The 23003-nt window shown below is 71.1% G+C and carries 25 protein-coding genes; 8 read left to right on the top strand and 17 right to left on the bottom strand.

From position 1 onward, the window contains the following. Window positions 1-45 precede the first annotated feature (45 nt). The 4 genes from C1M51_RS14005 to C1M51_RS14020 are packed head-to-tail and all read left to right on the top strand — an operon-like array spanning window position 46 to window position 6521. Window positions 46-1254, top strand: coding sequence for an efflux RND transporter periplasmic adaptor subunit (locus C1M51_RS14005; RefSeq protein WP_242499763.1), 1209 nt, complete (start codon window positions 46-48; stop codon window positions 1252-1254). A gap of 23 nt (window positions 1255-1277) precedes the next feature. Continuing rightward, complete coding sequence (locus C1M51_RS14010) at window positions 1278-4427, top strand: efflux RND transporter permease subunit (protein ID WP_129450667.1); 3150 nt, start codon at window positions 1278-1280, stop codon at window positions 4425-4427. 1 nt (window position 4428) lies between these two features. Then, window positions 4429-5892, top strand: a complete 1464-nt coding sequence (gene adeC, locus C1M51_RS14015; RefSeq protein WP_129450669.1) for an AdeC/AdeK/OprM family multidrug efflux complex outer membrane factor — start codon at window positions 4429-4431, stop codon at window positions 5890-5892. Window positions 5893-5915: 23 nt separating this feature from the next. Further along, entirely contained in the window at window positions 5916-6521 is a 606-nt protein-coding gene (locus C1M51_RS14020; RefSeq protein ID WP_051512032.1) for a TetR/AcrR family transcriptional regulator, read from the top strand. Window positions 6522-6527: 6 nt separating this feature from the next. Here C1M51_RS14020 and C1M51_RS14025 read toward each other — a convergent pair whose 3' ends face one another. Both C1M51_RS14025 and C1M51_RS14030 read right to left on the bottom strand, forming a co-directional pair. After that, entirely contained in the window at window positions 6528-6737 is a 210-nt protein-coding gene (locus tag C1M51_RS14025; RefSeq protein WP_129450671.1) for a zf-HC2 domain-containing protein, read from the bottom strand. Next, on the bottom strand, window positions 6734-7330 hold the full coding sequence (locus C1M51_RS14030) for a sigma-70 family RNA polymerase sigma factor (RefSeq protein ID WP_129450673.1): 597 nt from the start codon (window positions 7328-7330) through the stop codon (window positions 6734-6736). The genes C1M51_RS14025 and C1M51_RS14030 overlap by 4 nt, the downstream gene beginning before the upstream one ends. Before the next feature lie 114 nt (window positions 7331-7444). Between C1M51_RS14030 and C1M51_RS14035 the strand changes: the two genes are divergently transcribed. The 4 genes from C1M51_RS14035 to C1M51_RS14050 are packed head-to-tail and all read left to right on the top strand — an operon-like array spanning window position 7445 to window position 9943. After that, window positions 7445-7723, top strand: a complete 279-nt coding sequence (locus C1M51_RS14035) for a DUF2282 domain-containing protein (RefSeq protein WP_129450675.1) — start codon at window positions 7445-7447, stop codon at window positions 7721-7723. A 51-nt stretch (window positions 7724-7774) separates the two neighbouring features. Next, on the top strand, window positions 7775-8671 hold the full coding sequence (locus C1M51_RS14040; protein WP_129450677.1) for a DUF692 domain-containing protein: 897 nt from the start codon (window positions 7775-7777) through the stop codon (window positions 8669-8671). Further along, a complete protein-coding gene (locus C1M51_RS14045) occupies window positions 8668-9495 on the top strand; it encodes a putative DNA-binding domain-containing protein (protein ID WP_129450679.1) in 828 nt (275 codons plus the stop codon). Before C1M51_RS14040 ends, C1M51_RS14045 begins: the two co-directional genes overlap by 4 nt. Continuing rightward, window positions 9476-9943: a DoxX family protein gene (locus tag C1M51_RS14050; RefSeq protein WP_129450681.1), complete on the top strand. Its 468-nt coding sequence runs from the start codon at window positions 9476-9478 to the stop codon at window positions 9941-9943. Before C1M51_RS14045 ends, C1M51_RS14050 begins: the two co-directional genes overlap by 20 nt. Here C1M51_RS14050 and tolA read toward each other — a convergent pair. The 15 genes from tolA to C1M51_RS14125 all read right to left on the bottom strand — a co-directional run bounded on the left by tolA (window position 9940) and on the right by C1M51_RS14125 (window position 23003). Continuing rightward, entirely contained in the window at window positions 9940-10785 is an 846-nt protein-coding gene (gene tolA / locus C1M51_RS14055; RefSeq protein ID WP_129450683.1) for a cell envelope integrity protein TolA, read from the bottom strand. The genes C1M51_RS14050 and tolA overlap by 4 nt on opposite strands. 7 nt (window positions 10786-10792) lie before the next feature. Then, on the bottom strand, window positions 10793-11221 hold the full coding sequence (gene tolR, locus C1M51_RS14060; protein WP_056317498.1) for a protein TolR: 429 nt from the start codon (window positions 11219-11221) through the stop codon (window positions 10793-10795). A gap of 140 nt (window positions 11222-11361) precedes the next feature. Further along, window positions 11362-12045 (bottom strand): protein TolQ, encoded by a 684-nt coding sequence (gene tolQ, locus C1M51_RS14065; protein ID WP_011830536.1) that lies wholly within the window; start codon window positions 12043-12045, stop codon window positions 11362-11364. Beyond that, on the bottom strand, window positions 12042-12467 hold the full coding sequence (gene ybgC / locus C1M51_RS14070) for a tol-pal system-associated acyl-CoA thioesterase (RefSeq protein ID WP_129450685.1): 426 nt from the start codon (window positions 12465-12467) through the stop codon (window positions 12042-12044). The genes tolQ and ybgC overlap by 4 nt, the downstream gene beginning before the upstream one ends. 14 nt (window positions 12468-12481) lie before the next feature. Further along, window positions 12482-12982, bottom strand: a complete 501-nt coding sequence (locus C1M51_RS14075) for a TssQ family T6SS-associated lipoprotein (RefSeq protein WP_129450687.1) — start codon at window positions 12980-12982, stop codon at window positions 12482-12484. Next, on the bottom strand, window positions 12982-14490 hold the full coding sequence (locus tag C1M51_RS14080; protein ID WP_242499778.1) for a serine/threonine-protein kinase: 1509 nt from the start codon (window positions 14488-14490) through the stop codon (window positions 12982-12984). The genes C1M51_RS14075 and C1M51_RS14080 overlap by 1 nt, the downstream gene beginning before the upstream one ends. Before the next feature lie 98 nt (window positions 14491-14588). After that, the gene (locus C1M51_RS14085) at window positions 14589-15770 is read right to left on the bottom strand and encodes a pyridoxal phosphate-dependent aminotransferase (protein WP_129450688.1); all 1182 of its coding nucleotides are present in this window, start codon (window positions 15768-15770) and stop codon (window positions 14589-14591) included. Window positions 15771-15821: 51 nt separating this feature from the next. Beyond that, window positions 15822-16352: a transcription antitermination factor NusB gene (gene nusB, locus C1M51_RS14090; RefSeq protein ID WP_409072610.1), complete on the bottom strand. Its 531-nt coding sequence runs from the start codon at window positions 16350-16352 to the stop codon at window positions 15822-15824. Continuing rightward, a complete protein-coding gene (gene ribH / locus C1M51_RS14095) occupies window positions 16349-16831 on the bottom strand; it encodes a 6,7-dimethyl-8-ribityllumazine synthase (protein ID WP_207207755.1) in 483 nt (160 codons plus the stop codon). The genes nusB and ribH overlap by 4 nt, the downstream gene beginning before the upstream one ends. A 33-nt stretch (window positions 16832-16864) precedes the next feature. Then, the gene (ribBA, locus tag C1M51_RS14100; protein ID WP_129450690.1) at window positions 16865-17959 is read right to left on the bottom strand and encodes a bifunctional 3,4-dihydroxy-2-butanone-4-phosphate synthase/GTP cyclohydrolase II; all 1095 of its coding nucleotides are present in this window, start codon (window positions 17957-17959) and stop codon (window positions 16865-16867) included. A gap of 83 nt (window positions 17960-18042) precedes the next feature. Then, window positions 18043-18660, bottom strand: a complete 618-nt coding sequence (locus tag C1M51_RS14105; protein WP_129450691.1) for a riboflavin synthase — start codon at window positions 18658-18660, stop codon at window positions 18043-18045. A 68-nt stretch (window positions 18661-18728) separates the two neighbouring features. After that, window positions 18729-19862 carry a bifunctional diaminohydroxyphosphoribosylaminopyrimidine deaminase/5-amino-6-(5-phosphoribosylamino)uracil reductase RibD gene (gene ribD / locus C1M51_RS14110; RefSeq protein WP_129450693.1) on the bottom strand — a complete coding sequence of 378 codons (1134 nt, stop codon included), beginning with the start codon at window positions 19860-19862 and terminating at the stop codon, window positions 18729-18731. A gap of 61 nt (window positions 19863-19923) precedes the next feature. Beyond that, entirely contained in the window at window positions 19924-21012 is a 1089-nt protein-coding gene (locus tag C1M51_RS14115) for a prepilin-type N-terminal cleavage/methylation domain-containing protein (RefSeq protein WP_129450695.1), read from the bottom strand. Window positions 21013-21018: 6 nt separating this feature from the next. Further along, a complete protein-coding gene (locus C1M51_RS14120) occupies window positions 21019-22323 on the bottom strand; it encodes a PilX N-terminal domain-containing pilus assembly protein (RefSeq protein ID WP_129450697.1) in 1305 nt (434 codons plus the stop codon). Beyond that, window positions 22320-23003, bottom strand: coding sequence for a PilW family protein (locus C1M51_RS14125; RefSeq protein WP_129450699.1), 684 nt, complete (start codon window positions 23001-23003; stop codon window positions 22320-22322). Before C1M51_RS14125 ends, C1M51_RS14120 begins: the two co-directional genes overlap by 4 nt.

Below are 23003 nucleotides of genomic sequence, written 5' to 3' on the forward strand. Positions count from 1 at the left end.
TGCCAGATGGTTTTCCCGCGAGTTTCGATGCGCCACGGGGCGCAGATGGCCGTCCTGTCCCTGGCGGCCCTCCTGGTGGCCTGCAGCCGCGGCGGCGCGGCCAACGCGCCGGCTGCCCCGCCGCCGGCCGAAGTGGGCGTGCTGACCGTCAAGCCGCGCACCGTGTCGCTGCAGAACGAGTTGCCCGGCCGTGTCTCCGCGCTGCTGGTGGCCGAGGTCCGGCCGCAGGTCGGCGGCATCGTGCTGACCCGTGACTTCCGCGAAGGCAGCGATGTCCGCAAGGGCCAGACGCTGTACCAGATCGATCCCGCGCCCTTTCGCGCAGCCTTCGGCAGCGCCCAGGCCACGCTCGCCCGGGCCCAGGCCAACGTGGTGGCGGCGCAAGCCAAGTCCGACCGCTACAAGGAGCTGGTGCAGATCGACGCGGTCAGCAAGCAGGCGGCCGACGAAGCCATTGCGGCCGCCCTGCAGGCCGAGGCCGATGTCGCCGCTGCCAAGGCGGCCCTCGAGACCGCCCGCATCAACCTCGCCTACACGCGCATCACCGCGCCGATCTCCGGCCGCATCGGCAAGTCCAGCGTGACACCGGGCGCGCTGGTGACCGCCAACCAGGCGCAGGCGCTGGCGACGGTGCAGCAGCTCGACTCGATCTACGTCGACGTGACGCAGTCCAGCGCCGAGCTGCTGAGACTGCGCCGCGAACTGGCCGCCGGACGCCTGAAGACCGACGCGGCCAACCAGGCCTCGGTGAAACTCAAGCTGGACGACGGCACGCTGTATCCGGTGAGCGGCAAGCTGCAGTTCTCCGATGTGACGGTCGATGAGCAGACCAACTCGGTGACGCTGCGCGCGACCTTTCCCAATCCCAAGCAACTGCTGCTGCCGGGGCTGTACGTGCGGGCGGTGCTGGAGGAAGGCGTGCGCGAGAACGCGATCCTGGTGCCGCAGCAGGCCGTGGCGCGCGACAACCGCGGCAACGCGATCGCGATGGTGGTCGGGGCCGACGGCAAGGTTGAGCAGCGCGCGGTGCAGGTGCCGCGCTCGGTCGGCAACGAATGGCTGGTCGATGCGGGCCTGAAGGCCGGTGACCAGGTGGTGTTCGAGGGGCTGCAGAAGGCCCGCCCCGGCGCGCAGGTGAAGGCGGTGGAGCGGGTGCCGGGCGCTGGCGCCTCGGCGCCGGCCGTCGCGGCTTCGGCGCCCGGCGCCGCGGCCTCCGCTGCGACGCCGGCCCCTGCGGCGGCCAGCGGCACCTGAGCGCGGCGACAGGGGACCACACCATGGCTCGCTTTTTCATCGAACGGCCGATCTTCGCGTGGGTGATCGCGCTGGTCATCATGCTGGCCGGCGGACTCTCGATCCTGAGCCTGCCGATCAACCAGTACCCGAGCATCGCGCCGCCGCAGATCACCGTCACGGCGACCTACCCGGGCGCCTCGGCCAAGACGCTGGAGGACACCGTCACCCAGGTGATCGAGCAGCGCATGACCGGCCTCGACGGCTTGCGCTACATCGCGTCGAACAGCGACGCCGCCGGCACCGCGCAGATCACGCTGACCTTCCAGGCCGGCACCAACCCCGACATCGCCCAGGTGCAGGTGCAGAACAAGCTGCAGCTCGCCACCGCGCAACTGCCGCAGGAAGTGCAGCAGCAGGGCCTGACGGTCACGAAGTCGGTGCGCAACTTCATCATGGTGGTCGGCTTCGTCTCCGACGACCCAAGCATGACCCGCACCGACCTGGCCGACTTCGTGGCTGCCAACGTGCAGGACACGGTGAGCCGCGTGACCGGCGTCGGCGAGGTCACGCTGTTCGGCGCGCAGTACGCGATGCGGATCTGGCTCGACCCGGCCAAGCTGCTGAACTACAAGCTCACGCCGGCCGACGTGGCGACGGCGGTGCGGGCCCAGAACGCCCAGGTCTCGGCCGGCCAGCTGGGCGGCCTGCCCGCGGCCCCGGGCCAGCAGATCAACGCGACCATCACCGCGCAGAGCCGGCTGCAGACCGCGGAGCAGTTCGAGCAGATCATCCTGCGCACCGCCGCCGGCGGCGCGACCGTGCGCCTGCGGGACGTGGCACGCGTCGAGCTCGGTGGCGAGAACTACACCAGCCTGTCCTTCTACAACGGCAAGCCCGCCGCGGGCCTGGCGATCCGTCTCGCGGCCGGGGCCAACGCGCTGGCCACCGCCGACGCGGTGAAGGCCAGGATCGATGCGCTCAAGCCCTACTTCCCCGCCGGCTTCGACGCCATCGTCGCCTACGACACCACGCCGTTCATCAAGCTGTCGATCGAGGAAGTGGTGAAGACGCTGGCCGAGGCCATCGTGCTGGTGTTCCTGGTGATGTACCTGTTCCTGCAGAACTTCCGCGCCACGCTGATCCCGACGATCGCGGTGCCGGTGGTGCTGCTCGGCACCTTCGGCGTGATGGCGGTGGCCGGCTTCTCGATCAACGTGCTGACGATGTTCGGCCTGGTGCTCGCGATCGGCCTGCTGGTCGACGACGCGATCGTCGTGGTCGAGAACGTCGAGCGGGTCATGAGCGAAGAGGGCCTGTCGCCGAAGGAGGCGACCAAGAAATCGATGGGCCAGATCACCGGTGCGCTGGTGGGCATCGCGATGGTGCTGTCGGCGGTGTTCCTGCCGATGGCCTTCTTCGGCGGTTCGACCGGTGTGATCTATCGCCAGTTCTCGATCACCATCGTCGCATCGATGGTGCTCTCGGTGCTGGTGGCGCTGGTGCTCACGCCGGCGCTGTGCGCAACGCTGCTCAAGCCGATCCCCCAGGGCGACCACGGCAAGACGACCGGTTTCTTCGGTGCGTTCAACCGCCTGTTCGACCGCAGCAGCAAGGGCTACCAGGGCATCGTCGGGCGCATGCTCGGCCGCAGCCTGCGCTACCTGCTGATCTACGGGGTGCTGCTGCTGGCGGTGGCGTGGCTGTTCACGCGCCTGCCCACCGCCTTCCTGCCCGACGAGGACCAGGGCATCCTGTTCACCCAGATCCAGCTGCCGGCCGGCGCCACGCAGGAGCGCACGCTGAAGGTGCTGCGCCAGGTCGAGCATCACTTCCTCGAGACCGAGAAGGAGTCGGTGCAGGGCCTGTTCACCGTGGCCGGCTTCAGCTTCGGCGGCAACGGCCAGAACGTCGGACTCGGCTTCATCCGCATGAAGGACTGGAGCGAGCGCCCCGGCGCCGAGCGCACCGTGAAGGCGGTGGCGGCGCGGGCGATGAAGGCCTTTTCGCAGTTCCGCGACGCGATGGGCTTCGCCTTCGCACCGCCGGCGGTGCTGGAACTGGGCACCGCCAACGGCTTCGACATGTACCTGCAGGACCGCGGCGCGCTCGGCCACGACGCGCTGATGGCGGCCCGCAACCAGCTGCTGGGGCTGGCCGCCAAGAGCCCGGTGCTGGTGGCCGTCCGCCCGAACGGTCAGGACGACACGCCGCAGTTCAGCGTGCAGATCGACTCGGCCAAGGCCGGTGCGCTGGGCCTGGCGATGTCGGACGTGAACGCCACGCTGTCGGCCGCCTGGGGCAGCTCCTACATCAACGACTTCATCGACAAGGGCCGCGTCAAGCGCGTCTACCTGCAGGCCGATGCGCCGCACCGCATGCTGCCCGAGGACCTGGACAAGTGGTACGTGCGCAACGCGCAGGGCGACATGGTGCCGTTCTCGGCGTTCGCCTCGGCCAAGTGGAGCTACGGTTCGCCGCGGCTCGAGCGCTTCAACGGCCTGCCGGCGCTGAACATCCAGGGCCAACCCGCGCCGGGCCGGAGCACCGGCGAGGCGATGGAGGAGATGGAGCGGCTGGTGGCGCAGCTGCCGGCCGGCATCGGCCTCGACTGGACCGGCCTGTCCTACGAGGAGCGGCTGTCGGGTTCGCAGGCGCCGCTGCTCTATGCGCTGTCGCTGCTGGTGGTGTTCCTGTGTCTCGCGGCGCTGTACGAGAGCTGGTCGATCCCGTTCTCGGTGATGCTGGTCGTGCCGCTTGGCGTGCTCGGCGCGCTGATCGCGGCGAGTTCGCGCGGGCTGTCGAACGACGTGTACTTCCAGGTCGGCCTGCTGACGACCATCGGCCTGTCGGCGAAGAACGCGATCCTGATCGTGGAGTTCGCGAAAGAGCAGATGGAGCACGGCAAGGGCCTGATCGAGGCGACGCTCGAGGCGGTGCGCCTGCGCCTGCGGCCGATCCTGATGACCTCGCTGGCCTTCGCCTTCGGCGTGCTGCCGCTGGCGCTGGCCACCGGCGCCGGCTCGGGCAGCCAGAACGCGATCGGCACCGGCGTGCTGGGCGGCATGATCGCGGCCACCTTCCTGGGCATCTTCTTCGTGCCGCTGTTCTTCGTGGTGGTACGGCGCCTGTTCAGGCCACGCAAGGTCGACCCGGCGCCGCAGGGTGCGCCGGCTGTCGCGGAGGGACGGTGACATGAGGACCGCCAAGATGAACCACTGCCGCGGCCGCCTGACGCTGCTGGCCACCGCGGCCCTGGCGGGCTGCATGAACCTGGCGCCGACCTACGAGCGCCCCGCGGCCCCCGTGGCCCCCGCGTGGCCGCAGGGCGAGGCCTACGGTGAACCCGGCACCGGCGGTGGCGTGGCCGCCTCCGAGCTGGCCTGGCGCGAGGTGTTCGTCGACGCGCCGCTGCAGTGCACGATCGAGCTGGCGCTGAGCAACAACCGCAACCTGCGTGTCGCGGCGCTGAACATCGAGCAGGCGCGCGCGCAGTACCAGATCCAGCGCGCCGACCTGTTTCCCACCGTCGCGGCCAGCGGCGAGGCGGTGCACCAGCGCACGCCGGCCGACCTGAGCCAGGCGGGCCGTGCCGTCACGAGCCACACCTACAGCGCCGGCATCGGCTTCTCGACCTATGAGCTCGACCTGTTCGGGCGCGTGCGCAATCTCAACGAGCAGGCGCTGCAGCAGTTCTTCGCCACCGAGGAGGCGCGCCGCAGCACCCAGATCAGCCTGGTGGCCGAGGTGGCCAACGTCTACCTCACGGCGACCGCCGACGGCGAATTGCTGCGGTTGGCGCGCGACACGCTGGAGAGCCAGGAGTCCTCGTACAAGCTGGCGCAGCGCAGCCACGAGCTGGGTGTCGCGTCGGCGCTCGACCTGCGGCAGGCCCAGACCAGCGTGGAGGTGGCGCGCGCCGACGTGGCACGCTACACCCGCGCGCTGGCGCAGGACCTCAATGCGCTGGCGCTGCTGGTCGGTGGGCCACTGCCGGCCGAGCTGCGGCCCGGCAGCGTGCAGCCCGAGGACCTGCGCTGGATCGATCGGCTGGCCGAGCTGCCGTCGGGCCTGCCGTCCGAGGTGCTGCAGCGCCGCCCCGACGTGCTGCAGGCCGAGCGCCAGCTGCAGGCGGCCAACGCGACCATCGGTGCAGCACGCGCGGCCTTCTTCCCGCGCATTGCGCTCACGGCTTCGGCCGGCGTGGCGAGCAGCTCGCTGTCCGACCTGTTCCAGGGCAGCGCGCGCACCTGGAGCTTCGTGCCGCAGGTGAGCCTGCCGATCTTCGACGCCGGCCGCAACCGCGCCAACCTCGAAGTGTCGAAGACGCAGCGCGACATCGCCTTGGCGCAGTACGAACTGGCCATCCAGTCGGCGTTCCGCGAGGTGGCCGACGCGCTGGCAGCGCGCGGCACCTTCGACGCGCAGCTGGCCGCCCAGCAGGCGCTGGTCGACGCGACCGGCGAGACCTACCGCCTCTCGCAGGCGCGCTACCGCAGCGGCGTGGACAGCTACCTGGCGGTGCTCGACGCGCAGCGCTCGCTGTATGCGGCGCAGCAGTCGCTGATCACGCTGCGGCTCTCGCGCAGTGCCAACCTCGTGACGCTGTACAAGGTGCTCGGCGGCGGATGGCAGCGCGCCGACGCGGTCACGGGCTGAGGCCGGCGGAGCGGAGAGCGGCGATGGCACGGTGCAGCCTGATCGACGGTGAGGAGGTGGCGCACGCCGAGGTGCGCCGCCGCCAGATCCTGGATGCCGCGGTCGAGGTGTTCCGCCGCCGCGGCTTCCATGCGGCGAGCATGGCCGAGATCGCGAAGACCTTCGGTATGAGCGCCGGCCACATCTACAACTACTTCGACAGCAAGGAAGCGATCATCGAGGCGATCGTCGCGCGCGACATCGACGAGTTCCTCACGCTGACCGCGCAGATGCAGGGCGAGGCCGACCTGCGGCACGAGATGGTCGAGCGCGTCGACGAGGGCACCGACCGCCGGCTCGACGCCGACCACGCGTCGCTGCAGATCGAGATCGTGGCCGAGGCCTCGCGCAACCCGAAGATCGCCGACATGGTGCGGCGGGCCGACGCCACGGTGCGCCGGCGGCTCATCGAGCTGGTGCGGGCCGCAGCGCGCGGGCCGGTCGACGAGGCCGACCTGGTGGCGCGCGCCGAGCTGCTGCTGGCCTTGTTCGAGGGGCTGATGCTCCGCACGCTGCGCCAGCCCGACATCGATCGCCAGGCCCTCAAGCGCGGCCTGCGCGATGCCGTGCGCCACATGATCGGCGCCTGAGGCGCTTCAGCGCTCACGCTCCTGTTCGGAGTACGCGCTCCACGTCCCCATGGCACGGCTCATCAGCCGGAGCTGGCGGTCGAACACCGGGCAGACCTTGCAGATCGCGAGGTGCATGCGCAGCGTCACCCGCTCGGCCGGCGAGAGGCGGCGATCGAGGCGGCCGGACAGCAGGCGCGCGGACTGACGGCATGAAATGAGGAAGGGCAGCTTCATCGGCGCTTCGGGGCGGGCGGGACAGAAGACAGAGCGAGGGCGGGCTCGCCGAACCAGTTGAGCTGCAGGCATTCCCGCAGCCTCAGCCGGGCCCGGTGCAGCATGACCCAGAGGTTCGTCGGCGTGACCGACAGTTCCTTACAGATCTCGTCAGTTTCGAGTTCCATCCACTCGCGCATCAGGAACACGCGGCCGAGCTGGTTGGGCAGTTTCTCGATGCAGGCGTCGAGCACCTTGATGAACTGATCCTGGGCCACGATCGCCTGCGGGTCGCCCCATTCGATCGGGGCGTCGCGGAAGTGGCCCGTTTCGTCGAACAGCTGGTCTTCCAGCGCGGCGCCGTCGTCCTCGTCGCTCGTCATCGAGCACTCACGCGCATGCCGACGCACTTGGTCGACCAGCTTGTGCTTCAGGATGCCGATCAGCCAGGTCTTGGGCGCGGCGCGGCCGGCGAAGGCCTCCGGCTTCTCGAGTGCAGCCAGCATCGTCTCCGACACCGCGTCCTCGGCCCAGGCCGGGTTGCGCAACTGAAGTTGCGCATAGCGCAGCAACTGCGGGCGCAAGGTTTCGAGCAAGGCGGACACGTCGGTCATGAAGGGCCGTTTCAACGAGCGGAGGCAGGGGGCAGTGTAAGAATCTTCCGGTCTTCGCGACACATGCACGTCGCCTCCGCGGCGGCCCATTCAACCACCCTCCAGGAGCCCTGCATGAACCAGCATCTGATCGCATCGTCCGCCCTCGCTTCCCTCCTCGCGCTGGGCCTGGTCGGCCCGGCCGCCGCCCAGGACTCGGGCAAGGAGAAGTGCTACGGCATCGCCAAGGCCGGGCAGAACGATTGCGCCAACCTGTCGGGAACCCACTCGTGTGCGGGCCAGGCGACAGCGGGCGACGCCGGCGAATGGAAGTACGTCGCCAAGGGCACCTGCAAGGCCGCCGGCGGCCTGAGCGCCGCCGAAGCCAAGGCCAAGCTGGCCGAGAAGAAGTAACGGACACAGGACGCGCGGCACCGGACGCAGCGATCCTCTCCGTCGCTCACCATGGACGCGCATTCGACCCCGGCCGGTGTCGGTATCGGTCTGCGCCAGCCGCACTACCGGGAGTGGGCCGAGCGCCGCCCGGCGCTCGGCTTCGTCGAGGTCCATGCGGAGAATTTCTTCGCCGAGGGCGGGGCTGCGCTGGCGGTGCTGGCGGACGTGCGCGATCGCCATGCGGTGAGCCTGCACGGCGTCGGGCTCGCGCTCGGTTCCGCGGCTGGCGTCGATGCCTGGCATCTGGAACGGCTGGCCAGGCTGGTCGATCGCATCGCGCCGGTACGGGTGTCGGACCATGCCTGCTTCGCACGGGCATCGGTGCCGGGCGATGCGGCGACCGTGCTGCATGCTGCGGACCTGCTGCCGATCGCCTTCACTCCGGCCTCGCTCGACATCCTGTGCACGAACGTGCAGCAGGTGCAGGAGCGCCTGCGTCGTCCGCTGCTGGTCGAGAACCTGTCGGCCTATCTCTCCTTCGACGATGCCGACCAGATGTCCGAGCCCGCGTTCCTGGCGGCACTGGCCCGCCGCACCGGCTGCCAGCTGCTGCTCGACGTCAACAACCTGGTCGTCAACGCACTGAACGCGCAGCGCGCCGATCCGGCGGCCGGTGATCCGGTGGCCTCGGCCTGCGCCTTCGTCGACGCGCTGCCGGCCGACGTGGTCGGCGAGATCCACCTGGCCGGCTACTGCGACGCCGGCGCGCTGGTGGTCGACGACCACGGCAGCCGCGTGCACGAACCGGTGTGGGCCGTGTACCGGCATGCCGTGGCGCGCCTGGGCGCACTGCCCACGCTGATCGAATGGGACACCGACGTGCCTGCGCTCGACGTGCTGCTGGATGAAGCCGCCCAGGCGGCACGCTGCCAGCACGAGGTCGCCGGCCTGCGGAGCGCGGCATGACGTGCTCCGCAGAACGGCAAACCGAGGCCGTACGCCAGAGCGCCTTGCTGGCGGCGCTGCGCGGCGCCGCGCCGGTGCCATCGGTGCGCCTCGCGGAGCACGGCGCGCGGCTGCAGCTCGGGCTCGAGGCCTACCGGGCCCATGCGGCGGCCACCGCCGAACGCGCGCTGGCCGCGGCCTATCCGACCTTGCTGGCCCTGGTGGGCGCGGAGGACTTCGGTCGGCTGGCCCGCGCACTGTGGCGCGATGCGCCGCCACGGCGTGGCGATCTCGCGCAATGGGGGCAGGATCTGCCGACCTTCGTCGAGGCGCAGGCGGACCTCGCCGAATGGCCCTACCTGGGCGACTGCGCGCGCCTCGACGCCGCGATCGTGCGTTGCGAAGGCGCGGCTGACGCCGTGCTCGATCGCGACACGCTCGGCTGGCTGGCCGAGCACGCGCCCGACACCCTGCGGCTCCGCCTGGCGCCGGCGGTGCAGTTGCTTGCGAGCCGCTGGCCGGTGGCTGCGCTGCATGCCGCCCATCGGCACGACGGTGATGCCGCCGTGGCCGCCGTGCGCGAGGCGCTCGCGGCGGGCAACGCCGAGTCGGTGGTGGTCGCTCGCACCGGTTGGCGGGCCGAGGTGACGCCGGTCGATGCCCCAGTGTTCGCCTGGATGCAGGCCCTGCAAGCGCGCCGCACGCTGGCCGAGGCGCTGCAGCGGGCCGGCCCGGAGTTCGATTTCAACGCCTGGCTGCTCCAGGCCCTGCAACGAGGCTGGCTGTGGAAGGCCGAGCTCGTCGCCGATATCGAGGAGAAGCACCATGACCCAGACCTGGCTTGAAACCCCGTTGGCGCTGTGCCGCACTGGCACCCGCGTGCTGGAGGCGCTGCAGCCGGCGGCCCAACTGGCCGCACGCGTCTATGTCGGCGCGGCGTTCTTTCGCTCCGGGCTGACCAAGATCGCCGACTGGGACACCACGCTCGCGCTGTTCCAGGACGAGTACAAGGTGCCGCTGCTGCCGCCGCATCTGGCCGCGGTCATGGGCACCGGGGGCGAGCTGGTGCTGCCGGTGCTGCTGGTGCTCGGGCTGTTCGGCCGTTTCGGCGCGCTCGGGTTGTCGGTGATGAACGTGGTGGCGGTTCTCAGCCTCGAGGAGATCGCGCCGGCAGCGCTGCAGCAGCATGTGTTCTGGGGCAGCCTGCTGGCGGCGCTGGCCCTGTGGGGCCCCGGCAAGTGGTCGCTCGATGCGTGGTGGTGGCCGCGCGTGGGCGGCTCGCCGCGCCGCTAGAAATCGCGCGGCCGGAAATCCAGCAGCATGGCCGACGGCACGCGGCCGTCGGTGTCGCGCGGTAGCACCTCGGTCTTGTCGATGGCGCGCAGCACGGCCTCGTCCCAGGCCGGGACGCCGCTGGACTTGACGAGCCGGCGGCCGACGATCGTGCCGTCGGGGGCCACCTTCACCTCCACCGAGGCGAGCGGGTTGCCGTCGACCTCGTCGCCGAACACGACGTTGGGCTTGATGCGCGCCTTGATGCGTCCGGCATAGCTGGCCGACGGCCCGGCGCTCTGCGCCGCGGTGCCGGTGCTGCCCGGCGCACCGGTACCGGCGGCCTCGGCCATCACGCGGTCGAGCTGCTGCCGGCGGATCGCTTCCTGTTTGGCCTGGCGTTCGGCCTCGGCCTTTTTCTTCTTCTCGGCCTCGCGCTTGTCGGCTTCGGCCTGCGCCTTCTCTTCCTGCTCGCGTTCCTTCTTCTTGCGCAGCGCGTCTTCCTTGCGCTGTTCCTCGAGCCGCTGCTTCTCGAGCTTCTCCTTCTGCTCGCGCTTCTCGCGCGCGATGTCGGCATCGCGGTTCGGCGGCGGCGGGGGAGGCTCGGTCTTGGCCTGCGGCTCCGGCTTGGGCGGCGGGGTCGGCGTGGGTGTCGGTTCGGGCGGCACGGCGCGGGGCGCAGCGATCTGCGGCACGGCCGCCCACAGCTCGGCCTCGACGCCGGCCGGCTCGGACGTGCGCCAGTTGACGCTCAGGCTCAGCGCCAGCACCAGCAGCCCGTGCGCGATCAGCGCCAGCACCGCCGCGCGCGGCAGCCCGCCGGGCTTGCGCGGGCGCAGGTCGTCGAGCGTGGTCGCGTTCATCGCGGCGTCAGGCCCCGGTGGCCTTGACCGCCAGGCCCACGCGCTGCACGCCGGCCTTCTGCAGCGTGTCCATCACCTTCACGACCTGCTCGTACTTGACGTTGCGGTCGGCGGCGATGATCACCGGCGTGTTGGCGCTGCCGTTCTGCAGCGCCGTCACGCGGCCGGCCAGTTCGCGCAGCGAGGTGCGTGCCGCATCCTTGCCGTCGACACGCAGCTTCAGGCTCTCGTCGGTGCCGACCACGACCTCGATCACCTTGTCGGGCTGGCGCTTGGCCTGGCCGACCGAGGGCAGGTCGACCACGCCGGTGGTGATGAGCGGCGCGCTCACCATGAAGATGATCAGCAGCACCAGCATCACGTCGATGAAGGGCACCATGTTGATCTCGTTGATGGTGCGGCGGCGCGAGCCGTGCCGTGCAGTGACTTGTGCCATGGTTCAATGCTCTCCGGCAGGACGCGGTGCCCGTGCCGGCGTCACCGCACCGGCGAGTGGCCGCCGCGGATCCGGCTCCGCCGGTCCGCCAGCGGCGCCCCCTCGAGGGGGCGCGGCGTGGCCGCAACGGGGGTCGTCCATCAGTGCCCTTGGCCGATGTTGCGCTGGAGGATGTTGGAGAACTCCTCGATGAAGGTCTCCATCTGGATCGCGATGCGGTCGATGTCGCGCGCGAAGCGGTTGTAGGCCAGCACCGCCGGGATGGCCGCGAACAGGCCGATCGCGGTGGCCACCAGCGCCTCGGCGATGCCGGGCGCGACCGTGGCCAGCGTCACCTGCTGCAGGTTCGCCAGGCCGGTGAAGGCATGCATGATCCCCCACACGGTGCCGAACAGGCCGACGTACGGCGACACCGAGCCCACCGAGGCGAGGAAGCTCAGGTGCGATTCCACGGTGTCGAGTTCGCGCTGGAAGCTCGCGCGCATCGCGCGGCGCGAGCCGTCGAGCAGCGCGCCCGGATCGGCCACGCGGCGCTCGCGCAGCTTCATGAACTCGCGCATGCCGGAGGCGAAGATGCGCGTCATGGGGCCGGAGCGGTCGGCCTTCTTGGCGGCGTCGGCGTACAGGTCCTGCAGGTTCTGACCCGACCAGAAGTCGCGCTCGAAGCCTTCGTTGAGCGCGCGCACGCGCTTGAGCCCGAACAGCTTGCCGAAGATCACGGTCCAGCTCGCGAGCGACATCGCCAGCAGCGCGACGATGACCAGCTGCACGACGAGGCTCGCGTGCAGCACCAGCTGGAAGATCGAGAGGTCTTGTGAGTTCATGCCAGGGCTTCGAGGAGAGAGATCGGAATGCGACGCGGGCGGAAGGTTCCGCTGTCCACACAGCCGATGCGGATCGTGCCTTCGGCCAGCAGCGTCTCGCCGTCGGGATCGCTGCGCCAGCATTGTTGCGCGAGCTGCAGGCTGGCCTGCCGGGCCTCGCGGATCGTCACGCTCACCTGCAGCAGGTCGTCGAGGCGGGCCGGGCGCAGGTAGCGCACCGCGGTCTCGCTGACGATGAACATGACGCCCTCGCGGGTGCGCAGTATCTCCTGCTCGAAGCCGAAGCCGCGCAGCCACTCCGTGCGGGCGCGTTCGAAGAACTTCAGGTAGTTGGCGTAGAACACCACACCGCCGGCGTCGGTGTCTTCCCAGTACACGCGAACCGGGAAGCGGAACGCGAGGGGCAGTGAGGAGATCGGCAAGATCGGTCAGGCACTCAGGGTGCGGCCAGCGTGCGACGGTAGACCGGTCCCCAGAGCGGGTGGCCGGCCTCGGCCTTGCTGAGGGTGAAGGCCGGGTCGGCGCTGCGTGCAGCGCGGAACGCGTTCTCGCAGGCCTTGGTGCGCTGGCTGGTGCAATAGATGAAGGCGAGGGTCTTGTGGGCGGCCGCGCGGTCCTTGGGGGCTGCGAGACCGGCCTTCAGCGCGCCGCCGAGGCGCTGCTCGGCGAGCTTGTACTGGCCATCGTCGTAGGCGCGGAGGCCCGCGAGCAGCGCTTGCTCGGCCGGCCGTGCGCTGAGTTCGACCACGCTCACCGGCGGCGGTGGCGCGGGAGGAGGGGGGGGCGGAGGCGGCGCGGGCGGAGGCGGCTGGATCGGCGCCTGCACCGGCGCCGGTGCGGGCGGAGGGGGCGGCGGCGACAGCTGGGCGCAGCCGGTCAGCAGCGCCAGCACGGTGGTGGCGGCCAGCAGCCGGCGTGTGGGGGCAGCAGGGATCATCAGGGTCCGAAACGGTGCTTGACGAGGACGCTCTCGTTCGCCTCGATGTCGACGGCGATGGCGTGGGCCGCATAGCCGCTGTTGCGCAGGGTCACGGTGTGGCGGCCGGCGGGGAGGCTGAGCTGGTTGAGCGGCGGGGTGAGCCCCTGCACCTTGCCGTCGACCTCGACCTCCGCCCACGGGCTGATGGCGAGCTGCAGCACGCCGCTCCCGGCGGCGGCCGTGGCGGCGGCCGGTGGGGCGATGGTCGTCGCGGGCGGGTTGGCCGCGGCGGCCGTCGATGCGGGTGGTGGGGTGACCGGCGCCGTGCGCTCGGCCGGCGCCATGGCCACCTGGACCGGCGGCGCGGCGGGCGTCGGTTCGGTCAGGCTCTGGCCGGTCGGCGCCGATGCGAGGCCGTGCCAGATCCCGAAGCCGATCAGGCCCGCGCCGACCAGGGCCAGGCTGCCGAAGGCCCACTGGGGCCAGCGGCGCTCGGCCGTCGGCGCGTCATCCTCACCGGATTGCAGCGCCTCGGGGTGGGCCTGCAGCCATTCGTGCAGATCTCGCGACAACGTCCGGGCCGAGCGCGGACGGTCCTCCGGGCGCTTGGCCATGGCCCGCGCGGCGATCGAGGCCAGCGCCGGCGGCACGGTGGTGCTCACCTCGTCGGCCGAGGGCGGCGTGAAGCTGCACACCGCGCCGGTGATGGCAGCCAGCGAGTCGCCCTCGAAGGCGCGGTGCCCGGTCAGCAACTCGTAGAGCACCACGCCGAGAGAGAACACGTCGGTGCGCCGGTCGGTCGGCTCGTTGCGCACCTGCTCCGGGGCCATGTAGTGCGGTGAGCCGCCGACCGCGCCGCCGCTGTCGCGCGCGTGCGCGACGCTGGCGATGCCGAAGTCCAGCACCTTGGGCTGGGTGCGGCCGACCATGAAGATGTTGGCCGGCTTGATGTCGCGGTGGACGATGCCCTTGCTGTGCGCATAGGCCAGTGCGTCGGCGACGCGGCGGATGATCAGCACCGCCTGGCCCACCGTCGGCCGCCAGCCGTCACTCAGCAGCGCGCGCAGGTCCTTGCCCTTCAGCAGCTCCATCGCGATATAGGCGCCCTGCGGGCTCAGGCCTGCGTCGAACACCGTCACGATGTGCGGGTGGCTCAGGTGGGCGGCGGCGCGCGCTTCGTGCAGGAAGATCGCGTTGAAGGGCTCGCGCGCGTCGGTCTCGAGCGGGGTGCGCGCGCCGGCCGGCATCAGGTTCAGCGTCTTGATCGCGACGCGACGCGACAGCAGCGGGTCGTCGGCGGCATACACGGTGCCGAGGCCCCCGTCGCCGATGCGGTATTTCAGTGCGTAGCGGCCGATCTGGCCGATGGTGGGCAGCGGCCCTCGGTTCGCGCCGTCCTCGGACGGCAGCTCCGCCATCAGCACGGTGTCTTCGATCTCGGCGTTGTCGATCGCCTCCTGCAGCGTGCCGGGGGGCGGCGTGAGAGTTGAAGCGCTTTCCACGACGCGGAGCTTAGACGATGCCATGGAGCCCCTCAACCAAGGCAGGCACGGGGCACAGGGCGGCGTGGTAACCGCGTGTCACGTGCCGGGCCGAGGGTGTGACGCAACTCACGCTGCGCCCCTCATGCCAGCACGCGCCGCAGGCGCTTGACGGCCTGTTCGAGCTGCGGCAAGCCGCTGGCGAAGGACAGTCGCAGGTGGTGTTCGGTGCCGTGCCGGCCGAAATCGCGCCCCGGCGTCAGCGCGACATGAGCCGACTCCATGAGCGAGAACGCCAGGTCCCAGCTGCTGCCGGCGTGGGCCGAGCAGTCGGCCCAGGCATAGAAGGCGCCGTCGGGCAGCACCGGCACCGGCAGGCCGAGCGACGCGAGCGCGGGCACGATGTAGTCGCGCCGGGCCCGGAAGGCGGCGCGGCGGCGTTCGTACTCGGCGATCGATGCGGGCTCGAAGCAGGCCAGCGCCGCGTGCTGCGCGACGCTGGACGGGCAGATGAACAGGTTCTGCGCCAGTTTCTCGACCGGCGCCACCAGCGCGGGCGGCAGCACCAGCCAGCCGAGCCGCCAGCCGGTCATGCTGAAGTACTTGGAGAAGCTGTTGATCGACACCACGTCGTCGCCGTGGGCGAGCGCGGAGCGGCCGTAGGCGGCGTCGTAGCTCAGGCCGAGGTAGATCTCGTCCACCAGCGTGACGCCGCCGCGAGCGCGCACCGCCTGCGCGATGCGTTGCATCTCGTCGGCGGCGATCGAGGTGCCGGTGGGGTTGGACGGCGACGCCAGCAGCACGCCGCGGGTGCACTCGTTCCAGGCCTGTTCGACGCCGGCGGCGTCGAGCTGGTAGCGCTGCGCCGGGCCGCAGGGCAGCAGCACCGGCGTGGCATCGGCCGCCGCGACGAAGTGGCGGTTGCAGGGGTAGCTCGGGTCCGGCATCAGCACCTCGTCGCCGGCCTCGAACAGCGCCAGGCAGGCGAGCTGCAGCGCGGCCGAGGCACCGGCAGTGATGACGATGCGCTGCGGGTCGATGTCGAGCGTGAAGCGCTGCGCATACCAGCGCGACAGCGCCTCGCGCAGCGCAGGCAGCCCGGTGGCCTGGGTGTACTGTGTGCGGCCCTCGGCGAGGCAGTGCTGCGCCGCCTGGAGCACCGGCGCCGGCGCGGTGAAGTCGGGTTCGCCGATGTTCAGGTAGATCATCGGCTCGCCGCCGTGTGCCGGGTCGCAGGCCGGGCTGGCCGCGATGCGCGCCGCTGCCTTGGCGCACTCCATCACGTAGAACGGTTCGATGCGGTCGAGGCGCCGGGCGAGCTTCATCCGTGTCGGCAGCGGAACGAGAGGGCAGGGGCCGGCGGCGGGCGCCGCGGCTCAGTCGCGCGGCGGGGCCGCGCGCCGCGCCTGCACTTCGAGCGGGCGCAGGTCGGCAGCGGCCTTGTCGAGCACGCCGTTGACGTACTTGTGGCCGTCGGTGCCGCCGAAGCTCTTGGCGAGTTCCACCGCCTCGTTGATCGCGACGCGGTAGGGGATGTCGATGCAGTGCCTGAGCTCGTAGGCACCGATCATCAGCACGCCGTGCTCGATCGGCGACAGCTCGGTGGTCTTGCGGTCCACGTGGCGAGCCAGCACCGCGTCGAGGGCGGCGGCCTCGGCCACGCAGCCGTGCAGCAGGGCGTCGAAGTGCGCCGCGTCGGCCTGCTTGAAACCGTCGAGTTCGCGCATGTGGGCCTCGATCACGCTGGCGTCGCTGCCCGACACCAGCCATTGGTACAGGCCCTGCAGCGCGAACTCGCGCGAACGCCGGCGCGAGGACTTCTGCGCCGGCTTGCGGCCGCCGGGGCGGGCGGCGGTCGACGCCGGAGCGGGCGACGGCACGCTGCCGTCGGTGTCTTGAGGGGTCACGAAAGCTCTTCCATCAGATTGACCATCTCGACGGCGACGCGCGCGGCATCGCGGCCCTTGTCGTCGACGCGGGCCCAGGCCTGGTCCTCGTTCTCGACGGTGAGGATGGCGTTGGCGATCGGGATCGCATGATCGAGCGAAATGCGCGTCACGCCGGCGCCGCTCTCGTTGCTGACGAGCTCGAAGTGGTAGGTCTCGCCGCGGATGATGCAGCCGAGCGCGATCAGCGCATCGAAGTCCTTGCGCCGCGCCATCGCCTGCAGTGCGATCGGGATCTCGAGCGCGCCGGGGACCGACACGTGCTCGATGTGCTTGGCCGACACGCCCAGCAGCTCCAGCTCGGCCAGGCAGGCCTGGGCCAGGCGGTCGGTGAGCGCGGCATTGAAGCGCGCCTGCACGATGCCGATGCGCAGGTTCTCGCCGACGAGTTCGGCGACGGTGTTGCCGAAGATCGTGGTCTGGGTGTCAGCGTCTTGCATCGAAACCTCGAAGTGGAAGGGCGTGCCGCGGTGTCATTCGGCGGCGACGAAGCCGGTGACCTCGAGTCCGTAGCCCACCATGCTGGGCATGCGGCGCGGGCTGCCGAGCAGCTTCATGCGGACGATGCCGAGTTCGCGCAGGATCTGCGCGCCGACGCCATAGGTGCGCAGGTCCATCTGCCCGCGCGGGGTCGGCGGCGCGTCGGGGCCGACGGTCAGCTGCTGCAGTAGGCCGTTGCCCGCCTCGCCGCAGTTCAGCAGGACCGCCACGCCGCGTTCTGCGGCCCGCAGCGCGGCCAGCGCCCGCGGCAGCGGCCACGAATGGCCGCAGCGGCCGGCGTCGAGCAGGTCCAGCACCGACAACGGCTCGTGCACGCGCACCAGCACCTCGTCCTCGGCACTCCATTGCCCCACGCTCAGCGCCAGGTGCACGGCGCCCGAGCGGTCGCGGAAGGCCTGGCAATCAAACGGGCCCTGTGGCGTGACCAGCACGCGCTGGGCGACGCGCGTGATGAGCGATTCGTTGCGGCTTCGGTACTCGATCAGGTCGGCGATGCTGCCGATCTTGAGCCCGTGTTCCCTGGCGAACAGCACCAGGTCGGGCAGCCGGGCCATCGTGCCGTCGTCCTTCATGATCTCGCAGATCACCGACGCCGGCGTCAGGCCGGCCATCAGCGTGAGGTCGCAGCCGGCCTCGGTGTGACCGGCGCGCATCAGCACGCCGCCGTCCTGCGCCTGCAGCGGGAAGATGTGGCCGGGCTGAACCAGGTCGCTGGCCTTCGCGTCGCGCGCCACCGCGGCCTGCACGGTGCGGGCGCGGTCGGCCGCGGAGATGCCGGTGGTCACGCCGGTGGCGGCCTCGATCGAGACGGTGAAGGCGGTGCCGTGCTGTGTGCCGTTGCGTGCGGCCATCGGCGGCAACTGCAGCCGTTCGCAGCGCTCGCGAGTGAGCGTGAGGCAGATCAGGCCGCGGCCGTAGCGCGCCATGAAGTTGATGGCTTCGGGCGTGACGTGCTCGGCGGCCATCACGAGGTCGCCCTCGTTCTCGCGATCCTCCTCGTCGACCAGGATGACCATGCGGCCGGCGGCGAGCTCGGCGATCAGCTCGGGAACAGGGGAAAGGGCCATGGCAGGATTGTAGGTGGCGGGTCGGAGCGGCGCGGGCGGGAGCGCGTCGCCTCGGCGCGGGGACTTGCCGGCGCGCGGCGGCGTCAGCGGCTGCCGAGCATGCGCTCGACGTAGCGCGCGATCAGGTCGATCTCGAGGTTGACGCGGGTGCCGACGCTCAGCGTGCCGAGCGTCGTGTGCTCCAGCGTGTGCGGGATCAGGTTGATGCCGAGTTCGGTGGTCTCGGCCTGGTCGGTGACGCGGTTGACCGTGAGGCTGACGCCGTTGACGGTGATCGAGCCCTTGTAGGCGAGGTAGCGGCCCAGCGCCTGCGGTGCGGCGATGCAAAGCTCCCAGGATTCGCCGACCGGGGCGAATTTCGTCACCGTGCCGACGCCATCGACGTGACCCGATACCAGGTGTCCGCCGAGCCGGTCGCTGGCGCGCAGAGCCTTCTCGAGGTTGAGCGGTCCGGGGTCGGCGAGGCCGGCCGTCTTGTCCAGGCTTTCCGCCGAGATGTCGACCGTGAACCAGTCCGCCTCCGCGTCGAAGGCCGTGACGGTCATGCAGGCGCCGTTGAGCGCGATGCTGTCGCCCAGCTGCACGTCGGCCAGGTAGCCCGGCGGCGTGGCGATGGTGAGGCGCTTGCCGTGGGACGGGTCGGCGCCGAGCGGCGCGACATTGCTGAGGCGGCCCAGGCCGCTGATGATGCCGGTGAACATGGCCCCGATTGTCTCAGCGTCGCAGCCCTGCCGCCGCGGCGGGGGCAAGCGCAGCTCCAGGCCGACGCTCAGAAATCGGCACGGCCCGGCGGCCGGGCGATCAGGCGCAGATCGGCCCCGACACGCTCGACGCTGACGAACTCGAGCGCCAGGCCCTCGGTCAGTGCGGTGAGCGGACCGAAGCGCGCCATCTCGCGGCCGGCACCGAGCATCAGCGGCGCCAGGTAGACGAGGAACTCGTCGACCAGGCCCGCCCGCACGAAGGAGCCGCTGAGCTTGCTGCCCGCCTCGACATGCAGCTCGTTGATCTCGCGCCGCGCCAGGTCGTCGAGCATGGCGCCGAGGTCGACCTTGCCGTCGGCGTTGGCGCAGGCCAGCACCGACACGCCCTGTTCGGCCAGTTCGCGGACCTTCGGCGCCGCATGGCGCGCCAGGGCGCTGGCCGTGTAGACCAGCCGCTCGCCCGGCGGCGCGAGGATGCGGGCGTCGAGCGCGATGTCGAGCTTGGAGTCGACGACAACCCGGCACGGCTGCAGCACGGTGTCGACGAGCCGCACGTCGAGCCGCGGGTCGTCGTCGACCACGGTGCCGATGCCGGTGAGCACCGCCCCGGCCCGCTTGCGGTAGGCATGGCCGTCGGTGCGCGCGGCGTCGCCGGTGATCCATTGGCTCAGGCCGTTGTCGAGCGCCGTGCGTCCGTCGAGCGAGGCGGCGATCTTCAGGCGCACCCACGGCCGCTGGCGCAGCATGCGGGAGAGGAAGCCGATGTTCAGCTCGCGTGCGGCGATCGCCACCGGGTCGCCGGTCGCCAGCACCGTCACGTCGATGCCGGCCGCCCGCAGCCGGCCGATGCCGTGACCGGCGACCAGCGGATTCGGGTCCTGCAGCGCCACCATCACGTGGGCCACGCCGGCCTCGACCAGCGCGTCGCAGCAGGGCGGGGTGCGGCCGTGGTGCGAGCAGGGCTCGAGCGTGACCCAGGCGGTCCCGCCGAGCACCGTGTGGCCCGCGGCCTGGGCCGCACGCAGTGCCGACACCTCGGCGTGCGCCGAGCCGGCGCGCTGCGTGTGTCCGCTGGCCAGCAGGCGACCGTCGGGGGCGGTGATGACGCAGCCGACGCGGGGGTTGGGGTCGGACAGGCCGATGGCTTCGTTGGCGTTGCGCAGCGCGAGCGCCCAGGATTCGGAGGGAGTGAGCTTCACGCCCTCGACGATACGCGAGGCCGGTCGGGTGACGCAGACCCGGCGTCACTCGCGTTCGGCTTCACGGCTGGTGCGGTGCGGTCCCGGCCGGGCAGGCCCCGGTGTCCAGCAGCAGGAAGTTCTGGTGGTGAAGCGAACGAGTCACAAGGCTGTAGAGGGCCGGATGCTCCTCGTTGAGCGTCGTCGAGGGCGCGGTGGTGTAGCGGCACACGACCTGCGTGCCGGCGGGCTCGGGCGCGATGCGGGACTGCCCCGACCACGCGCGTGGCGTGCCCGGATCGGTGTCGTGGTCGCCCGGACGCATCAGGCAGGCATAGGAGCGCACGCCGGCGATGGGCCGACCGTCGTTGTGGCTGACGGCATCGGCCACATGGCAGTCGGGCACCGCCAGCAGATGCTGCGTGGCGGTAAATGAAAGGCCGGTCACGGCGGCGGCCCAGGAGCCCGACAGATCGCCGCGCAGCAGCAGCGCCTGCAGCGGGGTACAGGTGGCTGCGATGTCGGTGTGGTCGTCCGGCGCCGTCGTGCACTGCGCGAGCACCGCGCCGGAGCTGTCGTCGAACACCAGGACGCCGCCGCTGGCACCTTGCCAGCGCAGAACGCTGCGGCCGCGGTTCGCGCCGGTCAGTCGTTCGGCCTCGATCGGGATGTCGAGTGCCCGGCCCTTCGGGCGCAGCAGTGCGGCGACGTCGACCCGGGGCAGGCCCAGGCTGCCGCCGTCGGCAGGTTCCGCGCGAGCGATCAGCGAGCCCAGCCTGACGAAGGTCTGGTTCGTGTCGCCGCTGCGGTCGGTCCAGGTGACTTGCACGTCGACGCGGCGATAGGGATCGTCGGCCGTGCCCTGCACCTGCCATTGGCGCTCGAAGCGCGTGTTGCTGTCGAGGAGCGGTTGGTCACTGCCGCTGAGGAGATCGGCATAGGCCTGCTTGCCGGCTTCGGTGAGCACCTGCTCGAAGCCGCGCAACTCCTCCAGCCTGGAGATGGCGAGCTGGGTGGCTTCGGTGCGCTGGCGGGCGGCGTCTGCATGGCGAGACAGTGCGACCTGCAGGCTGCCGAGGGCGAGCGCACCGATCGACACCACGACGACGGCGATCAGCACCTCGACCAGGGTGAAGCCGGCGGCCTGATGACGGGCTCCGAGCGTGCGCATGGCGCTTCAGGGCAGCAGGTCGCAGGGCTGGGCGGGATCGCCGTCGGCGCACCGACCGTCGCGCCAGCTGCCGGGCACGCGCACCCACGGTCCGGCCGCGGACCGCAGCTGCCGCAGCACCGGCGCGTTGTAGGTGACACGGCCGTTGCTGCGGCCTGCGAGGTTGCCGCGTGTCACGAGCGCCCCTTGCAGATCGATGGCACCACCAGGGTCGAAGCTGCTTTCGGCTGCGTAGATCAGGCCGTGGGCGGGGAAGCCGCCATTGAAGTGCAGCGCCCCGCCCACCACCAGGAGCAGCGGCCGGTCCGCGCTGCCGACCGCAGCGCCGGGCCAGCCGGCGGCGTCGAGTTGCAGATCGCCATCGACGAAGAAGCTCGTGTCGCCTTCTGCGTAGGCCGTTCGCAGGGCGGCGCCGCAGGAGATGGCCGTGCACCCGGCGATGCGCCGGGTCGCAGGAGCCGCCGCGAACTGCGCAGGCGTGCTGCCGAACAGCGCGGAAAAGAAGGCCGCGCCCGACGCATCGGCCGATGCAAGCCGCGCCAGGGCGTCGTCGCCTTCGATCAGCGCGTTCTCGACCGGGCTGCCCGGCAGCGTGCTCAGGAGCGGCGGCGTGTCGCCGAGCGTGATGGCGCCACCCGCATCGATCAGCAGGCCTTGCGTGGCGTAATCGGTGTTGAGCAATTGCCAACCGTCGAGGGCCACGACGCCCCCGGTGGTGAGCGCGGCGACCGGCGTTGTCCGCAGGGTCGGGCGGCGCTTGAAGATGGCCTGCGCCGCCGCCGAGGCATCGGCACGTGCAGCGTCGCTGCCCGGCACGCACTGCGGGCCGCGGCTCGAGCAGCCGCGGGCGGTGATTCGGAGGGCCTCCGGATCGCCGGTGACGACTGCGAACTCGACGGTGAAGCTGGGGTCGTTGCGGGTCCACTCGGCCGAGCCGCCGGCGTCCGGGCAATGGCAGACCAGGCCGGTCGCGCCCAGGCTGCACCCGGGACGAACGGTGGTGACGGGCGCGATGGCGGCATCGGGTGACGACTTCGGGACATAGCGTTCACGGAACGAGGTGGGTTGGTCCGCGGCCGGGCGGCAGTGCGCATCGACGCGGCGACCGTCGTTCAGCAGGGCCTGCGCCCATTCGAGCCCGGCCTCGGCGGTCTCGGCAGCGATCGTGGAACGGTATTGGTTGGCCGAACTCCGCTGCTCGAAGATCAGGCTGCGGTTCGCAAAGGCGGCCAGGATGGTCATCGCCAGCAACAGGATCATCACGACGGCCAGCGCGGCGGCGCCTTGCTGGGGTGTGCGGCTGGTCTTCATGTGGCCGGGGCGGGACAGGACCCGATCGGCAGCGCATCGTTGCGAACGCGCACGGTCTGCCGGATCTCGCGCTGCACGGCGGCGTCGGTCGCGGAGCGCCCGCGCAACTCGATCACGTAGCTGCGCAGCGACAGTACGGGGCAGCCCGCCATGCCGACCGCGCAGGCCGGCATGCAGAACTGGCCGAGCGGGACGACGCTGACCCGCGGGCTGATCGAGAAATGCGTGATGCGCACGGTGCCGGGGTCGGTCATCGCTTGCCAGCTGCCTCCGTTCAGCGTCTGCAACGTGTCGCTGCCGAGTCGGAAACCGGTGGACTCCGCTGCGTCGACGCTGTCGTTCTCGAGGGCGTCGCGAGAAAAGCTGTAGCGCACGCTCGCTGCGGCCTCGGGACCGGCCGTCGCGACTTCCTCGTAGGGATTCGGCCCGCCGGCTGGCGCGCGCTGCCAGTAGCCGGCACGACGCAGATCGCGCGTGATCAGGTCAGCCGCGGCCCGCAGATCCTGGTGAACGCGCGCCTCGAGCAACAGGCGGCGGCTGTCGCGCAACTGGTCGACGAGCAGGGCGATGCTGCCGATGACGACGAAGAGCGCGACCGCGAAGCCGACGAGCAGTTCGACCAGCGACAGGCCGCGCTGGGACGCGAGATTTCTCCGCCGGGACATCCGTGTATCGGCCAT

This window comes from Methylibium sp. Pch-M, from assembly GCF_004136295.1.
In the GTDB taxonomy this organism is placed as follows: Bacteria; Pseudomonadota; Gammaproteobacteria; order Burkholderiales; family Burkholderiaceae_C; genus Methylibium; species Methylibium petroleiphilum.